The organism is Priestia sp. P5_B4 (genome assembly GCF_056400385.1).
In genome coordinates this window covers 1-23,368 of sequence record NZ_JBFULJ010000031.1, presented here as the reverse complement: position 1 = coordinate 23,368, position 23,368 = coordinate 1, and the positions used below count along the sequence as shown (strand labels likewise).

22 protein-coding genes, 2 tRNA genes and 1 rRNA gene are annotated in these 23,368 nt (G+C 38.5%); 23 read left to right on the top strand and 2 right to left on the bottom strand.

All coding sequences use genetic code 11. The features are described 5' to 3' along the window. Positions 1-140: 140 nt before the first annotated feature. From AC1DRF_RS06220 to AC1DRF_RS06190, 7 genes are all read left to right on the top strand, one after another. Complete coding sequence (locus AC1DRF_RS06220; protein ID WP_427077043.1) at positions 141-1,745, top strand: putative polysaccharide biosynthesis protein; 1,605 nt, start codon at positions 141-143, stop codon at positions 1,743-1,745. Positions 1,746-1,757: 12 nt separating this feature from the next. Next, positions 1,758-3,218 carry a bifunctional methyltransferase/pyrophosphohydrolase YabN gene (gene yabN / locus AC1DRF_RS06215; RefSeq protein ID WP_477740432.1) on the top strand — a complete coding sequence of 487 codons (1,461 nt, stop codon included), beginning with the start codon at positions 1,758-1,760 and terminating at the stop codon, positions 3,216-3,218. 20 nt (positions 3,219-3,238) lie between these two features. Beyond that, a complete protein-coding gene (locus AC1DRF_RS06210) occupies positions 3,239-3,505 on the top strand; it encodes an RNA-binding S4 domain-containing protein (protein WP_013054875.1) in 267 nt (88 codons plus the stop codon). A 99-nt stretch (positions 3,506-3,604) separates the two neighbouring features. After that, on the top strand, positions 3,605-3,910 hold the full coding sequence (yabP, locus tag AC1DRF_RS06205; protein WP_013054876.1) for a sporulation protein YabP: 306 nt from the start codon (positions 3,605-3,607) through the stop codon (positions 3,908-3,910). Then, on the top strand, positions 3,907-4,530 hold the full coding sequence (gene yabQ / locus AC1DRF_RS06200) for a spore cortex biosynthesis protein YabQ (protein WP_025753169.1): 624 nt from the start codon (positions 3,907-3,909) through the stop codon (positions 4,528-4,530). The genes yabP and yabQ overlap by 4 nt, the downstream gene beginning before the upstream one ends. Positions 4,531-4,534: 4 nt before the next feature. Next, positions 4,535-4,906: an FtsB family cell division protein gene (locus tag AC1DRF_RS06195; protein WP_013054878.1), complete on the top strand. Its 372-nt coding sequence runs from the start codon at positions 4,535-4,537 to the stop codon at positions 4,904-4,906. An 88-nt stretch (positions 4,907-4,994) separates the two neighbouring features. After that, on the top strand, positions 4,995-5,462 hold the full coding sequence (locus AC1DRF_RS06190; protein ID WP_013054879.1) for a S1 domain-containing RNA-binding protein: 468 nt from the start codon (positions 4,995-4,997) through the stop codon (positions 5,460-5,462). A 120-nt stretch (positions 5,463-5,582) separates the two neighbouring features. Here the strand turns inward: AC1DRF_RS06190 and AC1DRF_RS06185 are convergent. After that, positions 5,583-5,654: transfer RNA gene (locus tag AC1DRF_RS06185), tRNA-Glu, on the bottom strand. 10 nt (positions 5,655-5,664) lie between these two features. After that, positions 5,665-5,738 (bottom strand) — tRNA-Met (locus AC1DRF_RS06180). A gap of 312 nt (positions 5,739-6,050) precedes the next feature. Between AC1DRF_RS06180 and spoIIE the strand changes: the two genes are divergently transcribed. The 16 genes from spoIIE to AC1DRF_RS06100 all read left to right on the top strand — a co-directional run. Continuing rightward, a complete protein-coding gene (gene spoIIE, locus AC1DRF_RS06175) occupies positions 6,051-8,528 on the top strand; it encodes a stage II sporulation protein E (protein WP_477740431.1) in 2,478 nt (825 codons plus the stop codon). Positions 8,529-8,599: 71 nt separating this feature from the next. Beyond that, positions 8,600-9,340 carry a VWA domain-containing protein gene (locus tag AC1DRF_RS06170; protein WP_013054881.1) on the top strand — a complete coding sequence of 247 codons (741 nt, stop codon included), beginning with the start codon at positions 8,600-8,602 and terminating at the stop codon, positions 9,338-9,340. Next, positions 9,309-10,274, top strand: coding sequence for a protein kinase domain-containing protein (locus AC1DRF_RS06165; protein WP_477740430.1), 966 nt, complete (start codon positions 9,309-9,311; stop codon positions 10,272-10,274). The genes AC1DRF_RS06170 and AC1DRF_RS06165 overlap by 32 nt, the downstream gene beginning before the upstream one ends. A 96-nt stretch (positions 10,275-10,370) precedes the next feature. Next, positions 10,371-11,747, top strand: a complete 1,377-nt coding sequence (gene tilS, locus AC1DRF_RS06160) for a tRNA lysidine(34) synthetase TilS (RefSeq protein WP_013081349.1) — start codon at positions 10,371-10,373, stop codon at positions 11,745-11,747. 27 nt (positions 11,748-11,774) lie between these two features. Beyond that, the gene (gene hpt, locus AC1DRF_RS06155) at positions 11,775-12,314 is read left to right on the top strand and encodes a hypoxanthine phosphoribosyltransferase (protein WP_477740429.1); all 540 of its coding nucleotides are present in this window, start codon (positions 11,775-11,777) and stop codon (positions 12,312-12,314) included. Positions 12,315-12,407: 93 nt separating this feature from the next. After that, positions 12,408-14,318: an ATP-dependent zinc metalloprotease FtsH gene (gene ftsH, locus AC1DRF_RS06150; RefSeq protein WP_013054885.1), complete on the top strand. Its 1,911-nt coding sequence runs from the start codon at positions 12,408-12,410 to the stop codon at positions 14,316-14,318. 217 nt (positions 14,319-14,535) lie between these two features. After that, positions 14,536-15,303 carry a type III pantothenate kinase gene (locus AC1DRF_RS06145; protein ID WP_013054886.1) on the top strand — a complete coding sequence of 256 codons (768 nt, stop codon included), beginning with the start codon at positions 14,536-14,538 and terminating at the stop codon, positions 15,301-15,303. A gap of 12 nt (positions 15,304-15,315) precedes the next feature. Continuing rightward, on the top strand, positions 15,316-16,194 hold the full coding sequence (gene hslO / locus AC1DRF_RS06140; RefSeq protein WP_097825370.1) for an Hsp33 family molecular chaperone HslO: 879 nt from the start codon (positions 15,316-15,318) through the stop codon (positions 16,192-16,194). 201 nt (positions 16,195-16,395) lie between these two features. Next, positions 16,396-17,334 carry a cysteine synthase A gene (cysK, locus tag AC1DRF_RS06135; protein WP_013054888.1) on the top strand — a complete coding sequence of 313 codons (939 nt, stop codon included), beginning with the start codon at positions 16,396-16,398 and terminating at the stop codon, positions 17,332-17,334. A gap of 97 nt (positions 17,335-17,431) precedes the next feature. Next, the gene (pabB, locus tag AC1DRF_RS06130; RefSeq protein WP_477740428.1) at positions 17,432-18,847 is read left to right on the top strand and encodes an aminodeoxychorismate synthase component I; all 1,416 of its coding nucleotides are present in this window, start codon (positions 17,432-17,434) and stop codon (positions 18,845-18,847) included. Positions 18,848-18,849: 2 nt separating this feature from the next. After that, positions 18,850-19,431 (top strand): aminodeoxychorismate/anthranilate synthase component II, encoded by a 582-nt coding sequence (gene pabA / locus AC1DRF_RS06125; protein ID WP_427077040.1) that lies wholly within the window; start codon positions 18,850-18,852, stop codon positions 19,429-19,431. Positions 19,432-19,435: 4 nt separating this feature from the next. Continuing rightward, on the top strand, positions 19,436-20,299 hold the full coding sequence (pabC, locus tag AC1DRF_RS06120; protein ID WP_043979051.1) for an aminodeoxychorismate lyase: 864 nt from the start codon (positions 19,436-19,438) through the stop codon (positions 20,297-20,299). A gap of 21 nt (positions 20,300-20,320) precedes the next feature. After that, positions 20,321-20,680: a dihydroneopterin aldolase gene (folB, locus tag AC1DRF_RS06115; RefSeq protein WP_013054892.1), complete on the top strand. Its 360-nt coding sequence runs from the start codon at positions 20,321-20,323 to the stop codon at positions 20,678-20,680. Then, a complete protein-coding gene (folK, locus tag AC1DRF_RS06110; protein ID WP_028410339.1) occupies positions 20,681-21,226 on the top strand; it encodes a 2-amino-4-hydroxy-6-hydroxymethyldihydropteridine diphosphokinase in 546 nt (181 codons plus the stop codon). A gap of 272 nt (positions 21,227-21,498) precedes the next feature. After that, on the top strand, positions 21,499-22,983 hold the full coding sequence (gene lysS / locus AC1DRF_RS06105) for a lysine--tRNA ligase (RefSeq protein WP_013054894.1): 1,485 nt from the start codon (positions 21,499-21,501) through the stop codon (positions 22,981-22,983). A gap of 282 nt (positions 22,984-23,265) precedes the next feature. Continuing rightward, positions 23,266-23,368, top strand: a 16S ribosomal RNA gene (locus AC1DRF_RS06100); the annotation flags it as partial.

The window sequence follows — 23,368 nt, the reverse complement described above, 5'->3', positions numbered from 1 at the left end:
AACATGATATAATGGTACGGTATTTTATTTATTGGAAAGTGCAGGATGTTTTATAAGAACAAAGCTCTATTCTATTGCGGTTAGCGGCTAATAAAAAGAGTTGTTCACATCATTACAAGCTGCAGGTGAAAGGTGTAGGAATGCAGAAACAATCAAAGCTCTATTCTATTTTTAACGGCGCCATTATTTTAACGCTCGCAGGTTTATTTACGAAAATCTTAAGTGCCACTTATCGTATTCCATATCACCATATTGCGGGAGATATAGGGTTTTATATCTATCAGCAAGTTTATCCGCTATATGGAATTGCGCTACAGCTAGGTACATATGGTTTCCCTGTAATTATTTCAAAGTTAGTAGCTGATTATGGGGCAACAAATCGGAGAAAGGAAATACGGGGAATACTTCAAGTTTCATTTGCTTTTTTGTTTGTAGTAGGTTGCACGATATTTGCACTCGAATATATCTTTGCAGAAACAATCGCCGAGTGGATGGGAGATCGGGAGTTAACGATTCTCATTCAAATTATTTCATTTTCCTTTTTACTTATTCCGTTTATTGCTGTTATTCGTGGTTATTATCAAGGATTATATAATATGTTTCCTACAGCGCTGTCTCAAATCGCAGAACAAGTTGTGCGAGTAGGGACTATTTTGTATCTATCTATTTTCTTTGTGCACCATGGGTATGGTCCTTATACTACGGGGGCGGGAGCAATTTTTGGCTCCATAACAGGCGGTCTAACATCTCTTATTGTTTTGTTTTTATTTGTTTTTAGAACAAAGACAAATTCTAAGGGAATGTTTCAACGCATAAAGAAAGCAGACGTCAAAAAAATAGTAAAAGTCCTGGTTATTCAAGGTTTATTAATTTGTATTAGCGGTATGGGTCTGCTGTTTATCCAGCTTATTGACTCCTTTACTTTATATTCTAGTCTAACGGCGCAAGGCATGGCTGAAGAAGCAGCACAAATTTTAAAAGGTATTTACGACCGCGGTCTTCCGTTGATTCAATTAGGTACAGTAGTAGGTACAGCTTTTTCGCTTTCGCTTGTACCTGTTATTTCTTCAGCCATTGCGAAAAAGAACTTGTCATTTGTGGTTGAAAAAGTTCAGCTGTCTCTCCGTCTATCGCTTGTAGTCGGAGTTGGAGCAGCTTTTGGCTTGATTGCGCTGATGAAACCCATTAATATGCTTTTATACGGTGACTCCCATGGAACGGACGTTTTACAAATTTTGAGCTTGTTAGTTATATTTACAACAGTAGCAGCAACTGCTGGAGCTGTGCTGCAGGGGATGGGAGCTGTTTTCGCACCTGTAATAGCCGTCATCGCTGGCATGGCAGTCAAACTAATATTGAATCTTTGGCTAATACCAGATTTTCAAACCATAGGAGCAGCCATTGCTTCCTCAGTTGGATTCGCTATCGTTGCAGCAATCAATCTATTTTGTCTGTATAAAAAGTTAGCTGCACCTCTTGTTCCGAAAAAGGCGAGTGGAGGTATTTTTATAACGGGCATAGCAATGGTCGTTCTTTTGCAAAGCTATTTATTTTGTTTACATCACTTTGTATGGTCTAATGGTTTAGATACAAGCAAACAAGTGGTTGAAACAGGAGCTGGTGTTTTAATAGGCGGTTTGTTTTATTTGTTTATCGTTATGAAACAACACATTTTTACCGAAGAGGAATTACGTTTACTTCCAATGGGAAGTGTTTTAGCTAAATACGTATTAAAAAATAAATAAGAAGGTGAAGCAATGACAGGTAAAGTAACAGTTATTGGTTTAGGAGCAGGCGATTTAGAACAGCTACCTGTAGGCATTTATCGCTTGCTACAGCAGGAAAAGCATATTTATATGCGCACAAAAGAACATCCTGTAATCAAAGAATTAGAAAGTGAAGGCTTGACGTATGTATCCTATGATGACGTATACGAATCGTATGATGCATTTGAAGAGGTATATGAACATATATCAAATGATTTAATCGATAAAGCTTCAATAGAAGAAGTGGTGTATGCCGTTCCTGGGCACCCTTTAGTGGCAGAACGTACGGTTCAATTACTTTTACAAAAAGGAAAAGAACGAGGCATTCCTGTTGAAATTAAAGGAGGACAAAGCTTCTTAGACCCAATTTTTGGTGCGCTAAAGATCGATCCTATCGAAGGGTTTCAGCTGCTAGACGGAACAGATTTAAAGCGAAGCGAAATAGAGTTAACCGGTCATGTTCTAATTGCTCAAGTGTACGATCAGTTCGTTGCTTCAGAGGTAAAGCTAACGCTGATGGAACACGTTCCTGATGATTACCTCGTTTATATTGTAACAGCAGCGGGAAGCAGTGAAGAAAAAATCCAGCCGGTCAAGCTGTATGAATTGGATAGAGAAATGTCGCTCAATAACTTAACGACTATTTATGTGCCTCCAGTAGCAGACGAAACAATTTTATATCATCAATTTGACTCGTTCAGAAGGATTATTGCCACGCTCAGAGGGCCAAACGGATGTCCTTGGGATCAAAAACAAACGCATGAATCGCTGAAGCGCTATTTGCTAGAAGAGTCATATGAGTTATTAGATGCAATTGACCGTCAAGATGACGATAATATGATTGAAGAGCTCGGTGATGTATTGCTGCAAGTATTGCTTCATGCCCAAATCGGTGAAGATGAAGGAATGTTTTCAATTGATGATGTCATTCGCAGTGTTTCAGAGAAAATGGTAAGACGCCATCCGCATGTATTTGGGGAAGTGAGCGTGAAGGATGCAGATGAGGTCTTAAAAAATTGGGATGAAATCAAAAAAGAAGAAAAAGGAGAGGAACCTTCTTCTCTGTTAGCTTCTGTACCTGGGGCTATGCCTTCTTTAATGAAAGCGCATGGATACCAAAAACAAGCTGCAAAAGTTGGTTTCGATTGGTCAGAGGTTGAACCAATGTGGGGGAAAGTACAGGAAGAACTTGCTGAATTCCAAGAGGAAGTACAGCATGCTGATAAAGAAAAAATGAGCGATGAATTTGGAGATATTTTATTTGCTTTAGTGAATATTGCAAGATTCTATAAAATCGACTCTGAAGCTGCATTAGCTAAAACGAATACAAAATTTTTAAATCGATTTCAATATATTGAAGAAAAAGTGAGAGCTTCTGAAAAACCATTTGAATCTTTTTCGTTAGAAGAGTTAGATGAATTTTGGGAAGAAGCAAAAAAAACAGGTTTGTAAAACAGAAAGGTGAGGGAATTATGAGGTTAGATAAATTTTTAAAAGTATCACGTTTAATTAAGCGCCGTACATTAGCAAAAGAAGTATCAGACAAGGGGCGTATTACCATTAATGGTATCGTTGCAAAAGCAAGCACAAATGTGAAAGTAGGAGATGAATTAGCGATCACATTTGGCACGAAGAAAATTACCGTTAAAATAGAGGCTCTTCAAGAAGCAGCTAAAAAAGAAGAAGCAGCTAATTTGTACTCAATTGTCAAAGAAGAGCGTATTTCATCTGAAGTATAACTGATGAAGGCTTGTTCTAAATCACCTTTCTCATTCATATGTTTTAAACAACAGATAACAAGAGCGAATGCTCTTAATGAATGAGGTGGGGATGAAGATATGAGCCAATTTTACGAAACAAGCAATTCAAACAAAGACCATACTCCAAATCATGATTTAGTGATGAAGGGTCGGCGTCTCTTAGATATCACGGGTGTGAAGCAGGTAGAGAGCTTTGATAATGAGGAATTTTTACTTGAAACAGTGATGGGTTTCTTGTCAGTTAGAGGGCAAAATCTGCAAATGAAAAATTTAGACGTTGATCAAGGAATTGTATCGATAAAAGGAAAAATCTTTGATATAGTTTACTTAGATGAGAACCAATCGGAGAAGGCTAAAGGATTCTTTAGTAAGTTGTTTCGATGAGTTTAAACATTCAGCTCTATACAATGCTTGCGATGGTATCGATGGGAAGCGGTTTAGGCGCTTCTCTCGATACTTATCGTTACTTTGTTAATCGCTCTAAATCACGCCCATGGTTTGTATTTGTGAATGACGTATTGTTTTGGATGGTGCAAGCTCTTCTCATTTTTTATGTGTTGTTTTTAGTGAATGAAGGAGAACTGCGTTTGTATGCGTTTCTTGCTTTGTTTTGCGGCTTTGCCGCGTATCAAAGCTTATTTCAATCACTGTATTTAAAAGTATTAACATTTACTGTCTCGAGCGTATTAAGTTTATATCGAGGTGTTTTAACGCTTAGTAATATTTTTTTGGTCAAGCCTATCCGCTTCTTTATTCATATTTTAGTTGTAGTCGCTTTAGGGATCTACCGAGCTGTTCATAAGTTGCTCGTATTCTGTCTAAAGCTTATTTACGTACCGACCAGGTGGCTTCTTTTCGTATTTTGGAGAATGATGCCTAAACCTGTAAAACGATTTTTACATATGGGTTTTCGGTATATAGAAGGAATTTACAATCGTGCAAAGAATATGATAATGAGAATCGTTGCATGGGTGAACACTTTAAAAAACAAGGGGGACGACTAATTCAATGAGTGCGGTACGAAAAAAAAAGGTCGCGAAGTTAAATACTGATTATAGCCATAAACAAGAGCAAATTAAACAAAATACAGATCGAAAGCGTATCGGTTTAATTAGGCGTTTGACTGTTTTCGGAGTGTTGGCCTTAATCATTGGTGGATTGATGGTATCAGCTTTAATTACGCAAACCTCAGCTATTGAGAACAAAAAAGCTGAGAAGGTGAAATTAGAACAGCAGCTGACAAAATTACAAAGCAAGCAAAAACAGTTAAAAGGTGAAATCGTCAAGTTAAATGACGATGATTATATTAAAAAGATTGCCCGCAGAGATTATTTTTTATCAGAAGACGGGGAAATTATCTTTAATGTAAAAAAAGACTAAACGTATGGTTCGTTGACAGTGTATTTTTGCTTTTTGTATAATATAATAAATTGATTTCTTTTATCATTTAAGGAGGAGCATTTTTTTTATGTCAATCGAAGTAGGCAGCAAGTTACAGGGAAAGGTAACAGGTATTACGAACTTTGGAGCTTTTGTTGAGTTACCAGGAGGTTCAACAGGCTTGGTTCATATCAGTGAAGTAGCTGATAATTACGTAAAGGACATTAACGACCATTTAAAAGTGGGCGACGAAGTTGAAGTCAAAGTAATTAACGTTGAGAAAGATGGTAAAATTGGTCTTTCAATTAAGAAAGCGGTAGACAAACCAGAACGTCCAGAGAGACCGGAGCGTCCTGCAAGAGCGCCACGCTCAGACCGTCCACGTGATTCACGCCCACAACGTAATAACAATCGTGGTGGCGGTAATGATTTCCGTACAAAAGAAACATTCGAACAAAAAATGAATCGTTTCTTAAAAGACAGTGAAGAACGTTTATCTTCCCTAAAACGCCATACCGAATCAAAACGCGGTGGACGCGGTGCAAAACGCGGTTAACTTGCTGCTTATATCAAATAGATAGCGAGTTTTTGGAAAGTGCCTTTTATCTAAAAGGTGCTTTTTTTATATGTAAAAAAGAGTAGAAAAAAAGCATGTACTGTTGTACATGCTTTTTGATGACCCGTACGGGATTCGAACCCGTGTTACCGCCGTGAAAGGGCGGTGTCTTAACCGCTTGACCAACGGGCCGTTATTCGAGTAGCGGCGGAGGGGATCGAACCCCCGACCTCACGGGTATGAACCGTACGCTCTAGCCAGCTGAGCTACACCGCCATTATACGTTCTCTAAAAGACATTTATAATAATATAAAAAAGAAGGGTTATTGTCAATAACTTTTTTGTTATTTTTATAGACTATTATTTGCTTTTAAAAAAGAATGATGAGCATAGGCTTTCTCTGAGGCAAACAGTATCTCTGATATTTTTTAAATTGCCATGTAAGATTGTACATCTTTTTGTATAGTTTTCAATATAATACTAGAAAATAGTCGAACGATTATAGGTATTTTGCTAGTCCGTTTGACAAAATTTCACCTTTCGCCGCGATATAATAATGAATAAGTATAATTAGCGGGTGGTGGGAGAATGCAAAAGACGGAAAGAGATTTTGCAAGTCCAACAACAGAGGCGGTATTTAACCGAACTAGATTAGAAATGTCCCGTGTGTTTACAAAGGCGGGTATGAAAACGGAAAAGGTGTTATTTCAATGGGGATTGTTGCTGCTAGTCGTAGGTTTTTTATTAGGACGAGCGTTAATTTTAATGAAAATCATGCCATTTGCTTTGCCATTCTTTGCAGCTGTAATGGCTATAAAGAAAGAAAAAGCACCGTTAGCAAGTTTAGCCGTATTGGCAGGGGCATGTAGTGTTTCCATTCAAAATGGAGGTACCGTATTTGCTACACTATTTGTTTTCTTACTAATTCACCGATTTAGCGGCATACTCACAATGGATCCGTTAAAGAAGCTGCCGTTCACTGTATTTAGCGCGATGTTACTTACAAAACTAACTATTTTTTATGTGTTTACCAAGGAATTCACCATGTATGATTTTACATTTGTGGCAGTAGAAGCAGGGTTGAGCTTTATCTTAACCATGATTTTCTTACAAAGCGTGCCTTTAATTTCATACCGAAAGCGAAAACAATCATTAAAAACAGAAGAAGTGATTTCTCTAATCATTTTGTTGGCATCTGTTATGACGGGGACAATAGGGTGGATGATCTACGGGCTTTCGGCTGAACATATATTATCTCGTTACTTAGTATTAGTTTTTGCGTTTGTATCTGGCCCCACGATAGGAGCTACGGTAGGGGTCGTAACCGGTTTAATTTTAAGCTTCGCGAATGTTTCCAGTTTGTATGAAATGAGTTTACTCGCTTTTTCCGGCTTGCTTGGAGGACTTTTAAAAGACGGTAAAAAGCTAGGAGCAGCTCTTGGGCTGGTTGTTGGTTCATTGCTAATTGGCCTATATGCTCAGGCAGATCAAGGGTTGACGACTAATTTGTATGAATCACTGACGGCTGTTGTCCTATTTTTATTAACCCCATCTTTTGTTTTGAAAAACTTGAGTAAATTAGTACCAGGGACATCTGAAAACATGCTTGAACAACAGCAGTACGTGCGCAAGATCCGAGATGTAACAGCGAATCGCGTAGAACAGTTCTCAAATGTTTTTCAAGCACTTTCCAAAAGTTTTACGCAAAATGGATTTTATGATGAAAAGCCAAGCGCCGATAAAGAAGTCGATTATTTCTTAAGCAGCGTTACCGAAAGGACGTGCCAATTTTGTTTTAAAAAAGAACAATGTTGGGCACAGCAGTTTGATACAACCTATGAATATATGAAGGAAATTATGCTTGAAGTTGATAATGGCACTCTTGAACAAAATCCAAGACTAATTCGAGAAATGGACAAACATTGTGTGAAATCGAAAAAAGTCATCGATGTGATTGAGCATGAACTTACGTATTTTAAAGCCAATCAGCACTTAAAAGCCCAAATTCAAGAAAGTAGAAGGATTGTAGCAGAACAGCTTCACGGTGTTTCTGAAGTCATGGGAAATTTTGCAAAAGAAATTAAGCGAGAGCGCGAAAATTTAAATGTACAAGAAGAACAGATTTTAGAAGCTCTTCGCAACTTTGGGATGGAAATCAATCAAATTGAAATTTATAGCTTAGAACCTGGAAATGTTGATATTGAAATGTGGGTGCCATATTGTCACGGAAGAGGAGAATGCGAGAAGATTATTGCGCCAATGCTTACAGATATCTTAGGTGAAAGTATTGTAGTAAAGAACGAAGAATGTGCTAAATATCCTCAAGGCTATTGCCACGTTTCGTTTGGCTGTACAAAAGCGTACGTTGTTGATACAGGCGTAGCACATGCTGCTAAAGGCGGAGGGTTTGTATCCGGTGACAGCTACTCCATGATTGAGCTAAATGCTGGTAAGTATGCACTAGCTATTAGCGATGGTATGGGGAATGGAGAGCGTGCCCACTATGAAAGCAGCGAAACGCTCCAGCTGTTAAAACAAATTTTACAAACAGGAATAGAAGAGACAATTGCAATTAAATCGATTAACTCTATTTTATCGCTGCGTACAAACGATGAAATCTTTTCTACGTTAGATTTAGCGATGATCGACTTACAAGATGCCAATGTAAACTTCTTGAAAATCGGTTCTACGCCAAGCTTCATCAAACGTGGAGATAAGGTGATTAAAATACAGGCAAGCAATTTGCCAATGGGCATTATTGAAGAATTTGAAGTGGATGTTGTAAATGAACAAATGAAGGCCGAAGACTTATTAATTATGATGAGTGATGGCGTATTTGAAGGACCAAAACACGTTGAGAACTACGAAATGTGGATGAAGCGAAAGATTGGCGAGCTTCAAACAAACGATCCACAAGAAATTGCAGACTTAATTATGGAAGAAGTTATTCGAACAAAGTCAGGTTTGATTGAAGATGATATGACGGTAGTTGTGGCAAAACTTCAGCACAATACCCCAAAATGGTCATCGATTCCTTCTTACGCTTATCGTAAAAAAGCACAATAGTTAGATAGAAGTATATTTTATCTCCTCCTCGTCTATCATGTTAATACTGATAATGAGGAGGGGATTTTTTTATGAAAAAAGGTACATTGAAACAGATGTTGGTCATTACGGACGGTGGTTCGAATACAGGTGAAGATCCGGTAGCAATGGCAGCACTAGCTAAAGAACAAGGGATTAGTGTAAACGTTATTGGTGTGATGGAAGAGGACACAATTGATGAGCAAAGCACGAATGAAATAGAAGGCATTGCCATGTCAGGCGGTGGCGTGAGTCAAATTGTTTACGTAAAACAGCTTTCTCAAACTGTTCAAATGGTTACAAGGCAAGCAATGACGCAAACACTTCAAGGCGTTGTAAATAAAGAGCTTCAGCAAATTCTAGGTTCCTCTAATTCAAGATTAGAAGAGTTATCTCCTGAGAAGCGAGGAGAAATCATGGAAGTTGTTGATGAACTTGGGGAAACGGTTGACTTAGAGATTCTTATTTTAGTTGACATGAGCGGAAGTATGAAAAATAAGCTTCCTACTGTAAAGGAGTCACTGTTAGATTTATCGTTAAGCTTGAATGCTCGCATGGGGCATAATCAATTTTCAATCTTTTTATTTCCTGGGAAAAAGAAAGATGTAGAGAAGCTAATGGACTGGAATCCAAGATTAGAGTCGCTTTCAACAATTTTTCCAAAACTAACAGCAGGAGGTATTACGCCTACTGGACCGGCTATCAAAGAGGCTACTCATTATTTCACCAAAAAGCGCTCATTGAGAGGGTTGTTAAAAAATAATGAACAATACATTGAAGAATCAGGTATGTAACCTATCTCCGGGAACAGAGATTCAAGGGAAATGGCATCACGTCCATTATAAAATTCTTGAGAAATTAGGCGTGGGGGCAACTGGAGTTGTCTATTTAGTTCAATTAGTAAACGGAACGCTAGCAGCGTTAAAAATAAGCTTTTCCAACATGTCTGTTACGGCAGAAGTGAATGTATTAAAAAAGCTCTCTCAAGTCAAAGACAAAGTGCTAGGACCGCGCTTACTTGATGTAGATGATTGGAGCTATGGTTCTCATGCTCTTTCTTTCTATGTAATGGAGTATGTGAAAGGGCAGCCTCTCCTTTCCTTTATCTCAACAAGAGGGACAGAATGGCTGCAAGTATTTGCAAGTCAGCTCTTAACAGACTTGGAAAACCTTCATGAAGAAGGTTGGGTATTTGGCGATTTAAAACCAGAAAACCTGGTCGTAACATCTAACCCCGTAAAAGTTCGATGGATTGACGTCGGAGGAACAACTCTGCAAGGGCGGTCAATAAAAGAATTTACCGACTTTTATGATCGGGCGCACTGGGGGCTTGGCTCCCGAAAAGCAGAACCGACCTATGATTTGTTTGCTGTATCTATGGTTTTGATTCACGCAGCTTATGGCAAGCGAATTAATAAAACGGACAAACCGGCTGAACAATTAAAACAATTTATATTAACAACAAAGCAGTTGGAACCTTTCGGGGACGTTTTGTATCAAGCGGTTACGGGAAAGTATAAGTCAGCTAAAGAAATGAAAACAGAGGTGTTATCGGTCGAAAAAAGAAGAGGGGCAAAAAGTAAAGGAACAAAGCCTCAAAACGTTCGTCAACCGTCTGCCCCTCGTGTTAAAGTAAAGAAGAAGCGTTCTCAAGTGTTAGAGACGCTACTACTTTGTACGTCTGTAATGTTGATTTATATTTTGTATCTATTTATTCAAGTGCTATAAAGTTTGGAGAAATTGTGAAACTTTCCTTATAGTCATTCGTATAAAGTAAATTAATGATACATTATTGCGTGTACATTATAAGGATGAGTCATTCCTATGGAAAAGCAAGTGAACAATTTTATGACAAAACATCAGTTATTATCCGCAGGCTCTACAGTGGTTGTAGGTATTTCTGGTGGTCCTGATTCTTTAGCACTGCTGCATTTCTTATGGAGTCTGAAAGAGCAAAAATCTCTCACTATTATTGCTGCTCATGTTGATCATATGTTCCGGGGAGAAGAGTCACAGCAAGACATGGAATATGTGCAGAACTACTGCAAACAATTGAATATTAAATGTGAGGCGAAGCAGATTGATGTTACTGCCTATCAGAAGGAAAGAAAGTTATCTTCTCAAGTAGCAGCCAGAGAATGCCGCTATACATTTTTTACTCATGTTATGAAGAAGCACAAAGCAAATTTTCTTGCATTAGGACATCACGGAGATGATCAGATTGAAACGATGTTAATGCGAATGGTCCGAGGCAGTACGATGAATGGATACGCAGGGATGCAGCCCAAGCGGCCATATGCGGATGGATTTATTATTAGGCCGTTCCTAGCCGTAACGAAAGAAGAAATCAATCGCTACTGTAAGCTACATGGGCTTACCCCTCGGATTGATCCGAGTAATGAGAAAGACTCGTACACGAGAAATCGGTTTCGTCATTACGTTTTGCCATTTTTAAAGCAAGAAAACGCAGCTGTACATGAAAAATTCCAACAATTTAGCGAGAACTTGCATGAAGATCAAGCATACTTAGAGGAATTAACGACCGATGTGATGAATAAAGTAATGAGAAAGAAATTGCAAAATGAAATTCTCATCGATAGAGATTGTTTTCTAAGGATACGCAAGCCTTTACAAAGGCGTGGTATTCAACTAATATTAAACTATCTCTATAAAGAAATTCCTCCAACCCTTTCCTCAGCGCATGTTGACATGTTAGTAGGATTTTGCGAAAGTGAAAAACCGTCTGGGACGCTTGACTTTCCAAATGGTTTACGTATTATCCGATCTTACAACGACTGTCTTTTCACCTTTAATGAGGGGAACATCGAGCCATATGAATTTATTGTTCCGATTCCAGGGGTCGTCGAGCTTCCAAATGGTCACCAGCTTATTTGTGAAATACATAATAAAGTCGAAGATATAAAAGGAAACGATGTTTTTCTTTTAGATGAAGCTCACGATTTACAATCATTAAAGGTAAGGACACGAAAAAATGGCGATAAAATGCGAGTAAAGGGCATGAAGGGACATAAAAAAGTAAAGGATATTTTTATCGATGAAAAAATCCCTTTACACTTCAGAGATCATTGGCCGGTAGTGGAAGATAGCCAAGGAACTATTTTGTGGCTACCTGGTTTGAAAAAATCTGCTTATGAACTGCATACACATAAGTCCAGATATGTTATTTTATACTATAAGTAGCGAAAACTTCTAGGAGGCAAGTAAGGAATGAAGCAGGATATTCAAGAAATTTTGATTTCAGAAGAAGAAATACAACAGAAAGTAAAAGAATTGGGTAAGCTATTATCTGAGGAATACGCTGACCGTTTTCCTTTGGTAATCGGTGTATTAAAAGGCGCTATGCCTTTTATGTCTGATCTAATTAAGCGTGTTGATACATATTTAGAAATGGATTTTATGGATGTATCAAGTTATGGCAATGCGATGGTTTCTTCTGGTGAAGTAAAAATCCTAAAAGATTTAGATACATCAGTTGAAGGTCGAGACATTCTTATCTTAGAGGATATTATCGACAGCGGCTTAACGCTTAGMTATCTTGTAGAGTTATTCAAGTACCGTAAAGCTAAGTCCATTAAGATTGTCACACTCTTAGACAAACCAACAGGTCGTAAAGCATCTATTAAAGCAGATTACGTTGGATTTGAAGTACCCGATGCATTCGTAGTAGGGTATGGATTAGATTATCAAGAAAAATATCGTAACCTGCCGTATATTGGGGTTCTGAAACCGCAAGTATACAGCAATTAATAAGCACATATCCAAGTGCAATTTATTGGATAGGATAAATGTTCTATGTTAGTATTGAATACAGTATTTGTTTATCGTGGGAGGAGGTAAGAAATGAATCGGATCTTCCGTAATACCATCTTTTATTTACTTATATTTTTAGTCATTATTGGCGTGGTAAGCTTCTTTAGTGGCTCTAATCAAAAAGCAGAACCAATGAGATACGATACATTTGTTCAACACTTAGACAAAGGTGATGTGAAATCACTCTCTATGAAGCCTGAAAGAGGCGTGTATGTTGTGCAAGGGAAGTTAGATTCTTATAAAAAGGATCAAACGTTCCAAACTTACATCGTAGATGGTGACAAAGCACTTGATCGTATTGACGCTGCTTCAGAAAATAATCAAGTAGAAGTTGATTTTAAACCTGCTGATGAAACAAGCGGCTGGGTAACGTTCTTTACGTCAATCATTCCGTTTGTTATTATTTTCATCCTATTCTTCTTCTTACTGAACCAAGCTCAAGGTGGCGGAAGCCGCGTTATGAACTTCGGTAAAAGTAAGGCTAAGCTTTACAGCGAAGAAAAGAAAAAGGTTAAATTTAAAGACGTAGCTGGTGCAGACGAAGAAAAACAAGAACTTGTGGAAGTTGTAGAGTTCTTAAAAGATCCTCGTAAATTCGCAGAGCTAGGTGCAAGAATTCCGAAGGGTGTCTTACTTGTGGGACCTCCTGGTACTGGTAAAACATTATTAGCAAGAGCTGTTGCTGGTGAAGCAGGCGTTCCTTTCTTCTCTATCAGTGGTTCAGATTTTGTTGAAATGTTTGTTGGGGTCGGCGCTTCTCGTGTTCGTGATCTATTCGAAAATGCGAAGAAGAATGCTCCATGTATTATCTTTATTGATGAAATCGATGCGGTAGGTCGTCAACGTGGCGCAGGTCTTGGTGGTGGACACGATGAGCGTGAACAAACATTAAACCAGTTGCTTGTTGAGATGGATGGTTTTGGTGCTAACGAAGGTATCATTATCATTGCAGCAACAAACCGCCCGGATATCTTAGATCCAGCGTTATTACGTCCAGGCCGCTTCGACCGTCAAATTACGGTAGATCGTCCAGATGTAAATGGCCGTGAAGCAGTGCTTAAAGTACATGCTCGCAATAAGCCTTTAGATGAATCAGTAAACTTAAAAGCAATTGCTATGCGTACGCCAGGTTTCTCAGGTGCAGATCTCGAAAACTTGTTAAACGAAGCTGCCTTAGTAGCTGCTAGACAGGACAAAAAGAAAATTGAAATGGTTGACATTGACGAAGCAACAGACCGCGTAATTGCAGGTCCAGCTAAGAAAAGTCGAGTTATTTCTAAAAAAGAACGCAATATTGTTGCTTATCATGAAGCAGGACATACAATTATCGGTGTCGTATTAGACGAAGCTGATATGGTACATAAAGTAACCATTGTTCCACGTGGGCAAGCTGGTGGATATGCTGTTATGTTACCAAAAGAAGATCGCTACTTTATGACGAAGCCAGAGCTGCTGGATAAAATTGTTGGATTGCTTGGTGGTCGCGTAGCTGAGGAAATTATTTTCGGCGAAGTGAGTACAGGTGCTCATAATGACTTCCAGCGTGCAACAAGCATCGCTCGTAAAATGGTAACAGAATACGGTATGAGTGAAAAGTTAGGACCAATGCAATTCGGTCAATCACAACAAGGCCAAGTATTCTTAGGTCGTGATTTACACAGTGAACAAAACTACAGTGATGCGATTGCTCATGAAATTGATAATGAAATCCAACGTTTCATTAAAGAAAGCTATGAGCGTGCGAAGCAGATCTTAACGGAAAACCGTGACAAGTTAGAGCTTGTAGCTCAAACATTGTTAGAAGTAGAAACGTTAGACGCTGAGCAAATCAACCACTTAGTAGATCATGGAACTCTTCCAGACCGTTCTAGTCACGTAACAGATGAAGATGTTAAAGTAAACATCCAAACAAAGACAGACGATGAAGAGCCAAAAGCATAAGACAATAAAGATCAGTGGAGATATTCTCCACTGATTTTTTAATGGGCAAAATTTAGGTTTGGTAAAAGATTTTCGTATATATGGTGGATAAGTAGGATATCCACTAGAGAATCGTGTCATTATATTCCTATTTTATCTAGAATATACACGTCTATTTACCAGTTATGGTATGATGGTTTCAGTGTGAATACTGAATTTATATAAAGTGGTGATTGAAATGATTTTTGTATTAGATGTTGGAAATACGAATACGGTATTAGGTGTATACGATGGAGATGAATTGAAGTATCACTGGCGTGTAGAAACAAGCCGTAATAAAACAGAAGACGAGTATGGCATGACAATCAAAGCCTTGCTTGAGCACGTTAGTTTATCTTTTAAAGATATTCATGGTATTATTATTTCCTCTGTTGTTCCTCCTATTATGTTTGCATTGGAGAGAATGTGTCAAAAGTATTTTCATTTAAAGCCGCTTGTTGTTGGTCCTGGAATTAAGACGGGTTTAAATATTAAATATGAAAATCCGCGTGAAGTGGGAGCAGACCGTATTGTAAATGCTGTTGCTGGAATTCAGCTATACGGAAGCCCTTTAATTATCGTTGATTTTGGTACCGCAACCACATATTGCTATATTGATGAAAATAAGCAATATATGGGTGGTGCGATTGCCCCTGGTATTAATATTTCGACAGAAGCTCTTTATTCAAGAGCATCTAAGCTTCCGCGAATTGAAATTGCGCGACCAAATAGCATTGTGGGAAAAAATACAGTATCTGCGATGCAAGCAGGTATTTTATATGGATACGTTGGACAAGTAGAAGGAATTGTAGCAAGAATGAAAGAGCAAGCAACAGTAAATCCTAAAGTTATTGCTACTGGAGGACTCGCAACATTGATTGCTAAAGAGTCGGATATTATTGATATTGTGGATCCATTTTTGACTTTAAAAGGATTGCAAATAATTTATACAAAAAATATGGAGTAAGAGGTGTATATTATGGGTGACTATTTAGTAAAAGCATTAGCTTACAATAGTCAAGTTCGCGCTTATGCAGTAAAAACAACGGATACAGTTGGAGAAGCGCAGCGCCGTCACTATACATGGCCTACAGCCTCTGCAGCATTGGGGCGTTCAATGACTGCGGGAGTCATGATGGGGGCTATGCTAAAGGGTGAGCAAAAGCTAACAATTAAAATTGAAGGCCGCGGCCCAATTGGCGTTATTTTAGTAGACAGCAATGCTAAAGGGGAAGTGCGTGGATATGTAACGAATCCACAAACGCACTTCGATTTAAATCAGCATGGGAAATTAGATGTAGCACGTGCTGTAGGTACAGAGGGCACGCTAAGTGTCGTAAAAGATATCGGAATGCGTGATCAATTTAACGGACAAGTACCTATTGTATCGGGAGAATTAGGAGAGGATTTCACGTATTATTTTGTGACATCTGAACAAGTCCCATCTTCAGTAGGTGTAGGTGTACTTGTTAACCCTGATAACACGATCTTAGCTGCGGGCGGATTTATCATTCAGCTTCTGCCGGGAACAGATGATAAAACAATTACAGCTATTGAACAACGATTACAGACGATTGAACCAATTTCAAAACTGATTCAAAAAGGTCTTTCTCCTGAGGAAATCTTAGAAGAAGTTCTTGGAAAAGAAAATGTGAAGTTTCTGGAGACAATGCCTGTAGAGTTCAAATGTCAGTGCTCAGAAGAAAGAATTGCCAATGCTATTATCAGCTTAGGACAAGAAGAGATTCAATCGATGATTGAGGAAGACGGCCAAGCTGAAGCCCAGTGTCATTTCTGTAATGAGACCTATCGTTTTGATAAAAAGCAGCTTGAAGAAATGAAAAAACAAGCAATTTAAATGAAATAAAAGATTCTTAAAAGGCGTCATTTTATAAATGAGCGCCTTTTTTTATAGATATTAAGTTCTATTTCTGTATATATTGATCTAAAAATATAACAAAATTAGGTAAATGGAAAGACAAAATGATTGACAATTTAGAAAACATCTGATAAATTGTATACAAAATCAATAAAATTAGTTGGTATTAGGAGTGGTCATATGGCACGTATTGCAAATTCAATTACAGAGTTAATTGGTCAAACACCAATCGTAAAACTAAACCGTCTAGTTGAAGAAGATATGGCGGATGTATATTTAAAATTAGAATTTATGAACCCGGGAAGCAGCGTAAAAGATCGTATCGCATTAGCGATGATTGAAGATGCGGAAGCAAAAGGTGTGTTAAAACCTGGCGACACAATCATTGAACCAACAAGTGGTAACACAGGAATTGGCTTAGCAATGGTAGCTGCAGCAAAAGGATACCGTGCTATTTTAACAATGCCTGAAACGATGAGTATTGAGCGTCGTAATCTGCTTCGTGCATACGGTGCAGAGTTAGTATTAACACCAGGTCCAGAAGGAATGAAAGGGGCGGTTAATAAAGCAACTGAGCTTGCAAAAGAGCACGGCTACTTTATTCCTCAGCAGTTCCAAAACGAGGCGAACCCAGAAGTGCACCGTCAAACAACGGCTAAAGAAATTATCGAGCAGTTCGGCGATCAGCTAGATGGATTTGTGGCAGGTATCGGTACTGGCGGTACTATTACAGGTGCTGGTGAAGTGTTAAAAGAAAAGTACCCAAATATCAAAATTTATGCGGTAGAGCCAGCTGATTCTCCGATTTTAAGCGGTGGTCAACCAGGACCTCATAAAATTCAAGGAATTGGTGCAAACTTTGTTCCGGATACGCTTAACACGGAAGTATATGACGAAGTTGTCGCTGTTCAAAACGATCAAGCTTTTGAATATGCCCGTAAAGTAGCAAAAACAGAAGGTGTACTAGTAGGTATCTCTTCTGGGGCTGCGATTTATGCTGCGTTAAAAGCTGCAAAACAGCTTGGAAAAGGTAAAAAAGTGTTAGCGATTATTCCAAGTAACGGTGAGCGTTACCTAAGTACTCCATTGTTCCAATTCGAGGAACAAACACAAGCATAAAAACGATAAAAAAACAGCTTCTATATGAAGCTGTTTTTTTTCATCTAAGAATCATGTAAAATGAAAGCAGGTGATTTATTTTTAGGAGAGTGAACAAATGCAGCAAAGAATGACTTGGGGCGAATCTATTTCTATCTCTAAAAACCAATGGTTCAAAAAATATCAAGAGTTGTCAAAAGAGGAACTGAATCATATCCTGCTTGAAAGCGGTCGAGGCGGAAAGTTTCAAATGATGGGATTAAAACCTGTAGCCATTTTGCGAGGCGAACAAAACGAGCTTCATATCAAAACGGATGGCCAAGTTACTGTTCAAAAAGGTAATCCGCTTCATCTTATGCGAGACTGGATGAAGAAGTTTGAAGCAGAGGTGAATCCAGATCTTCCTCCTTTTCAAGGTGGAGCAATTGGCTTTATTAGCTATGATTATATCCGCTATGTAGAAACCATACCTGACCTTGCTGAAGATTCATTGAAAACGCCGGACGTTTATTTCCTTATTTTCGATCACGTATTTGTATACGATCAAGAAAAGGAAAAGCTCTGGATTATCGTTAATGACGAAGCAGATTGTAAAGAGCAGGCACATAAGCGTATTGATCAATACAAAAAGGACTGGATGGAGGCAAGTGATGAAGGACTCTCATATGAGCGGATTCATCGTGTTGCCGAAAAGAGTGAGGTTTCGATGTCTGAAGCTGCTTTTTCAGATGCCACAACACGCGTACATGAGTACATCGGGCAAGGCGATGTGTTTCAAGTGAACTTATCTGTTCGACAGTCTCAACAGCTTCAAACTCATCCTATGCATATCTACGAACAGGTACGAAAAATCAACCCGTCACCTTACATGTCTTATATGCAGACAGAAGAATTTCACATTGTGAGCTGTTCACCAGAACTATTAGTGAAAAAAGCCGGTGATGAAATCAGTACGAGACCGATTGCGGGAACACGCTCCCGCGGTAAGGATGATCAAGAAGATCAACAGTTAGCGGATGAGCTTATTCATAACGAAAAAGAGCGTGCAGAGCATGTGATGCTTGTTGACTTAGAGCGTAATGATCTTGGTAGAGTAAGCGAATATGGTACTGTGCATGTTGACGAGTTTATGGTTATTGAAAAATATTCACATGTCATGCATATTGTTTCTAATGTAAAAGGCAAGCTCGCGCGCAACAAAGATTTTGTAGATATCGTAGATGCGGTTTTTCCTGGAGGAACGATTACTGGAGCACCTAAAGTTCGTACAATGGAAATCATTGAAGAACTTGAACCAGTTCGAAGAGGAATTTATACAGGATCGATTGGTTGGATTGGGTTTAATGGAGATATGGAATTAAATATTGCGATTCGCACTATGATTATTCAAGACGGCCAAGCTTATGTGCAGGCTGGTGCGGGTGTTGTGATTGATTCAAATCCGAAACACGAATACAAAGAATCACTGAAAAAAGCAATTGCACTATGGAAAGCAAAAGAGCAGAGCGAAAATGAGCTGAGTGAGGGTGAGTAAAGATGATATTAATGATTGATAATTATGATTCTTTTACGTTTAATTTAGTACAGTATTTAGGTGAGCTAGGGCATGAGCTTCTTGTAAAAAGAAATGATGAAATTACACTTTCTGAAATTGAAGTGCTAAATCCAGATTTCTTGATGATCTCCCCAGGACCATGCAGTCCTAACGAAGCGGGAATCAGTCTAGAAGCCATCGAGTATTTTGCAGGTAAGATTCCAATATTCGGCGTATGCTTAGGGCATCAGTCGATTGGGCAAGCTTTTGGAGGGAATGTGATTCGTGCGGATAAATTAATGCACGGGAAAACATCTGAAATGCATCATGATGGCGGTACTATCTTTAAAGGTCTTGATAATCCGTTCACGGCAACGCGTTATCATTCTTTGATTGTAGAAAAAAGTTCACTGCCGGATTGCTTTGAGATTTCAGCGTGGACAGCAGAAGATGAAATTATGGCAATTCGCCATAAATCATTACCTATTGAAGGAGTACAGTTCCATCCTGAATCTATCATGACTTCTTACGGTAAAGAAATGCTGAAGAATTTTATTGAAACTTACGAAAAAAAGCGAGTGTAATGATATGTATATATACGTAAATGGCGAAGTAAAGTCTGCGTCTGAAGCCACTATTTCTCCGTTTGATCACGGATATATGTATGGCCTAGGGCTGTTTGAAACGTTACGAGTGTATGAAGGTCATCCATTTCTAGTGGAAGACCATCTGGATCGACTGCATAGCAGCTTACGTGAATTAAATATTGTATGGGACTACTCTACACAGGACGTGTTGGAAATCATTAATAGTCTGTTAATGAAAAACAATGAGAGAAATGCGTATGTTCGATTAAATGTCTCAGCAGGAAATGGCGGAATTGGCTTGCAGGTGGAAGAATACGACAAGCCATCTACAATCGTATATATGAAATCAATGCCTCATCCATCGAGCCCCCTTGTAAAAGAGGGGCTTATTCTTGAGACGAAACGAAATACGCCTGAAGGAACCATGAGGTTAAAGTCTCATCATTATTTAAATAATGTACTAGCTAAGCGAGAAGTTGGTTCAGACTTAAATAAAGAGGGTATCTTTTTAACAAAAGAAGGGTTCTTAGCCGAAGGTATTGTGTCCAATTTATTTTTTGTAAAAGATGATTGTGTATATACGCCGTCTCTTGAAACAGGTATCTTAAATGGAATTACGAGACAGTTTATCTTTACGCTTTTACAAAAGAAAAACATAGAGGTTGTAGAAGGCTTATTTACGGTGGAACAGCTCTTGGAGGGTGATGAAGCTTTCGTTACAAATTCCATTCAAGAAATCGTACCTCTTCGAAGTATAAAGGATAAGCAGTTTTCAGTAGGAGACCATACGCTGACAGCTCAGTTGCAAAAAGAGTATCGCTCTTACACAATGTCGCTAATGAGTCGACACGAGCTACATGTATAAAAGCGAAAGGAGAGACTAAAGATGGATAAAATTTATGTAAATGATATGCGTTTCTATGGCTATCATGGCGTATTTCCAGAAGAAAATAAATTAGGGCAGCGTTTTCACGTGGATTTAGCTGTGGAACTGGATTTAAAGCAAGCTGGTACTACGGACAATTTAGAATACTCGGTGAGCTATGCAGATTTATACCAAACATGCCAGGAAGTTGTAGAGAAGCGCACGTTCAAGTTAGTTGAAACGGTGGCTGAAACGATTGCATCTGAATTGCTTGCTAATTACGAACTCGTGCAGGCTTGTACAGTAAAGGTATATAAACCCGATCCGCCAATTCCCGGTTATTATCAATCGGTAGCTATTGAAATTAAAAGGAGCCGTTGAATGACAACAGAAGCATATATTGCATTAGGATCAAATATTGGAAATCGAATGGAACATTTGAAGTCAGGAGTTACTGGCTTGATGAAACACTCTGAGATTAAGGTAGTGGCTGTTTCATCTGTTTATGAAACGGCCCCTGTCGGGTATACGAATCAAGCAAGCTTTTTAAACATGGTAGTAAAAATACAAACAACGTATTCGTCAGAGCACCTTTTAGATTGTTTGCAAGCCATTGAACAAACGGCAGGCCGAAAAAGAGAGATTGTATGGGGACCTAGAACCCTTGATTTAGATATCTTACTTTATAGTAATGAAATCATTCACACGGATAGACTGAGCGTCCCTCATCCCCGAATGTTTGAACGAGCGTTTGTGATGGTTCCTCTAAACGAACTAGCTCCATCTCTTATTCTCCCTGTAGCAGAAGAAAAAGTTGAAACCATCACAACACGTTTATCAGATTTAAAAGATGTAAAATTATTTCGAGAGCAAACAACGGGTATACTAGATATGTTCGAAAATAATCGTAATGATTTACATAAGTGAAAATGAATCTTATTAGTTGATTCATTTTTATATTGGCGTAAAGTAGAGTTCATAGTGAAAACTTTGAGATTTGGGTTCGCAGGTTTTGGGTTTATTCGGTAGCTTGTTAGAGAAATCGAAGAAAAAGAGAAGCGAAGCAAGAATAAAGCGATTTGACATAGAGAAACGACTGAACCTATAATAATTTTAAAGAAACGTAGTAGTTGCCAGTAAACATGCTGGCCTTTTTTCTGTTTCGGAAAACTTAATTATACGATGGAGATGAGTAAACGATGAGTCATGAAGAATTAAATGATCAATTTCTCGTTCGTCGCGAAAAAATGAGCAACCTACGAGATCAAGGTATTGATCCGTTTGGTCAACGTTTTGAACGTACACATACATCACAGCAATTAATTAGTGAGTATGACGAGTTAACAAAAGAACAGTTAGAAGAAAATGAAGTGCCTGTGTCACTAGCTGGTCGTATTATGACAAAGCGTGGAAAAGGAAAAGCAGGTTTCGCTCACGTTCAAGATTTAACAGGACAAATTCAGCTTTATGTACGTAAAGATGCAATTGGCGAAGAACAGTACGAAATCTTCAGTAGCGTAGATATCGGTGACTTGGTAGGGGTTGAAGGTGTTTTATTCAAAACAAAAGTTGGCGAACTTTCTATTAAAGTAAAAGATTTTACGTTACTAACAAAAGCGCTTCGTCCACTTCCAGATAAATATCATGGTTTAAAAGATATTGAACAGCGCTACCGTCAACGTTACTTAGATTTAATTACAAACCCAGAAAGTAAACAAACATTTATCTCAAGAAGCCGCATTATTCAATCGATGCGCCGTTACTTAGATAATCATGGATATTTAGAAGTTGAAACACCGATGATGCATTCAATCGCAGGTGGAGCAGCAGCTCGTCCGTTTGTGACACACCACAATGCGCTTGATATGGAACTTTATATGCGTATTGCGATTGAACTTCATTTAAAACGTTTAATCGTAGGTGGATTAGAAAAAGTATACGAAATTGGCCGTGTATTCCGTAATGAAGGTGTATCTACACGTCACAATCCTGAATTTACAATGATCGAATTGTACGAAGCGTATGCGGACTACAAAGATATCATGGCTTTAACAGAGAACTTAATTGCACACATTGCGCAAGAAGTACTTGGCACAACAAAGATTCAGTATGGCGATCAAGAGGTAGATTTAACTCCAGAGTGGACAAGACTTCATATGGTCGATGCTATTAAACAATATACGGGCGTAGACTTCTGGGGAGAAACATCTGTTGAAGAAGCTCGTGCTTTAGCGAAAGAACACGGGGTAGAAATCACTGAACATATGCAATATGGACATATTGTAAATGAATTCTTTGAACAGAAAGTAGAAGAGCAGTTAATTCAACCAACGTTCATTTATGGACATCCTGTAGAAATCTCTCCATTGGCTAAGAAAAATGCGGAAGATCCGCGTTTTACTGACCGTTTTGAGCTGTTTATCGTTGCGCGTGAACACGCGAACGCATTTACAGAGCTAAATGATCCAATTGACCAACGTGAGCGCTTTGAAGCTCAGTTGAAAGAGAAAGAACAAGGAAACGATGAAGCACATGAGATGGATGATGACTTCATTGAGGCATTAGAATATGGTATGCCACCTACAGGTGGTCTAGGAATCGGTATTGACCGCCTTGTTATGTTACTAACAAATGCACCGTCAATCCGTGATGTACTATTATTCCCACATATGCGTCAACGCTAAAAAAGAGATGGCTACGGCCATCTTTTTTTAGTTGATAATATTAGAAAATTTAAACTTTTAATTTACCTCTTGTTTTTATGAAATTGATTTGGTATATTTATATCTGTTGCTAACGCAGACAAGCGAAAACAACAAAAAGAAATAAAAAAGTTGTTGACATTACGTTRATAACTTGATAAGATAGTAAAGTCGCTTAAGAGCGRCGGTTGAACTTTGAAAACTGAACAAAGCGACAAACGTCAACGTTAATTTTTATTTTTTAAATTGAGCAAGTCAAACATTTCTTCGGAGAGTTTGATCCTGGCTCAGGATGAACGCTGGCGGCGTGCCTAATACATGCAAGTCGAGCGAACTGATTAGAAGCTTGCTTCTATGACGTTAGCGG

Bases quoted from the DNA above. Each gene is read 5' to 3' on its own strand.
- AC1DRF_RS06190 (WP_013054879.1), top strand. From the start codon at position 4,995: ATGTCAATCGAAGTAGGCAGCAAGTTACAGGGAAAGGTAACAGGTATT.
- AC1DRF_RS06165 (WP_477740430.1), top strand. From the start codon at position 9,309: ATGAACAATACATTGAAGAATCAGGTATGTAACCTATCTCCGGGAACA.
- AC1DRF_RS06195 (WP_013054878.1), top strand. From the start codon at position 4,535: ATGAGTGCGGTACGAAAAAAAAAGGTCGCGAAGTTAAATACTGATTAT.
- lysS (WP_013054894.1), top strand. From the start codon at position 21,499: ATGAGTCATGAAGAATTAAATGATCAATTTCTCGTTCGTCGCGAAAAA.
- tilS (WP_013081349.1), top strand. From the start codon at position 10,371: ATGGAAAAGCAAGTGAACAATTTTATGACAAAACATCAGTTATTATCC.
- folB (WP_013054892.1), top strand. From the start codon at position 20,321: ATGGATAAAATTTATGTAAATGATATGCGTTTCTATGGCTATCATGGC.
- cysK (WP_013054888.1), top strand. From the start codon at position 16,396: ATGGCACGTATTGCAAATTCAATTACAGAGTTAATTGGTCAAACACCA.
- pabC (WP_043979051.1), top strand. From the start codon at position 19,436: ATGTATATATACGTAAATGGCGAAGTAAAGTCTGCGTCTGAAGCCACT.
- AC1DRF_RS06220 (WP_427077043.1), top strand. From the start codon at position 141: ATGCAGAAACAATCAAAGCTCTATTCTATTTTTAACGGCGCCATTATT.
- yabQ (WP_025753169.1), top strand. From the start codon at position 3,907: ATGAGTTTAAACATTCAGCTCTATACAATGCTTGCGATGGTATCGATG.
- yabP (WP_013054876.1), top strand. From the start codon at position 3,605: ATGAGCCAATTTTACGAAACAAGCAATTCAAACAAAGACCATACTCCA.
- AC1DRF_RS06170 (WP_013054881.1), top strand. From the start codon at position 8,600: ATGAAAAAAGGTACATTGAAACAGATGTTGGTCATTACGGACGGTGGT.
- spoIIE (WP_477740431.1), top strand. From the start codon at position 6,051: ATGCAAAAGACGGAAAGAGATTTTGCAAGTCCAACAACAGAGGCGGTA.
- pabA (WP_427077040.1), top strand. From the start codon at position 18,850: ATGATATTAATGATTGATAATTATGATTCTTTTACGTTTAATTTAGTA.
- ftsH (WP_013054885.1), top strand. From the start codon at position 12,408: ATGAATCGGATCTTCCGTAATACCATCTTTTATTTACTTATATTTTTA.
- AC1DRF_RS06210 (WP_013054875.1), top strand. From the start codon at position 3,239: ATGAGGTTAGATAAATTTTTAAAAGTATCACGTTTAATTAAGCGCCGT.
- folK (WP_028410339.1), top strand. From the start codon at position 20,681: ATGACAACAGAAGCATATATTGCATTAGGATCAAATATTGGAAATCGA.
- yabN (WP_477740432.1), top strand. From the start codon at position 1,758: ATGACAGGTAAAGTAACAGTTATTGGTTTAGGAGCAGGCGATTTAGAA.
- hslO (WP_097825370.1), top strand. From the start codon at position 15,316: ATGGGTGACTATTTAGTAAAAGCATTAGCTTACAATAGTCAAGTTCGC.
- AC1DRF_RS06145 (WP_013054886.1), top strand. From the start codon at position 14,536: ATGATTTTTGTATTAGATGTTGGAAATACGAATACGGTATTAGGTGTA.
- pabB (WP_477740428.1), top strand. From the start codon at position 17,432: ATGCAGCAAAGAATGACTTGGGGCGAATCTATTTCTATCTCTAAAAAC.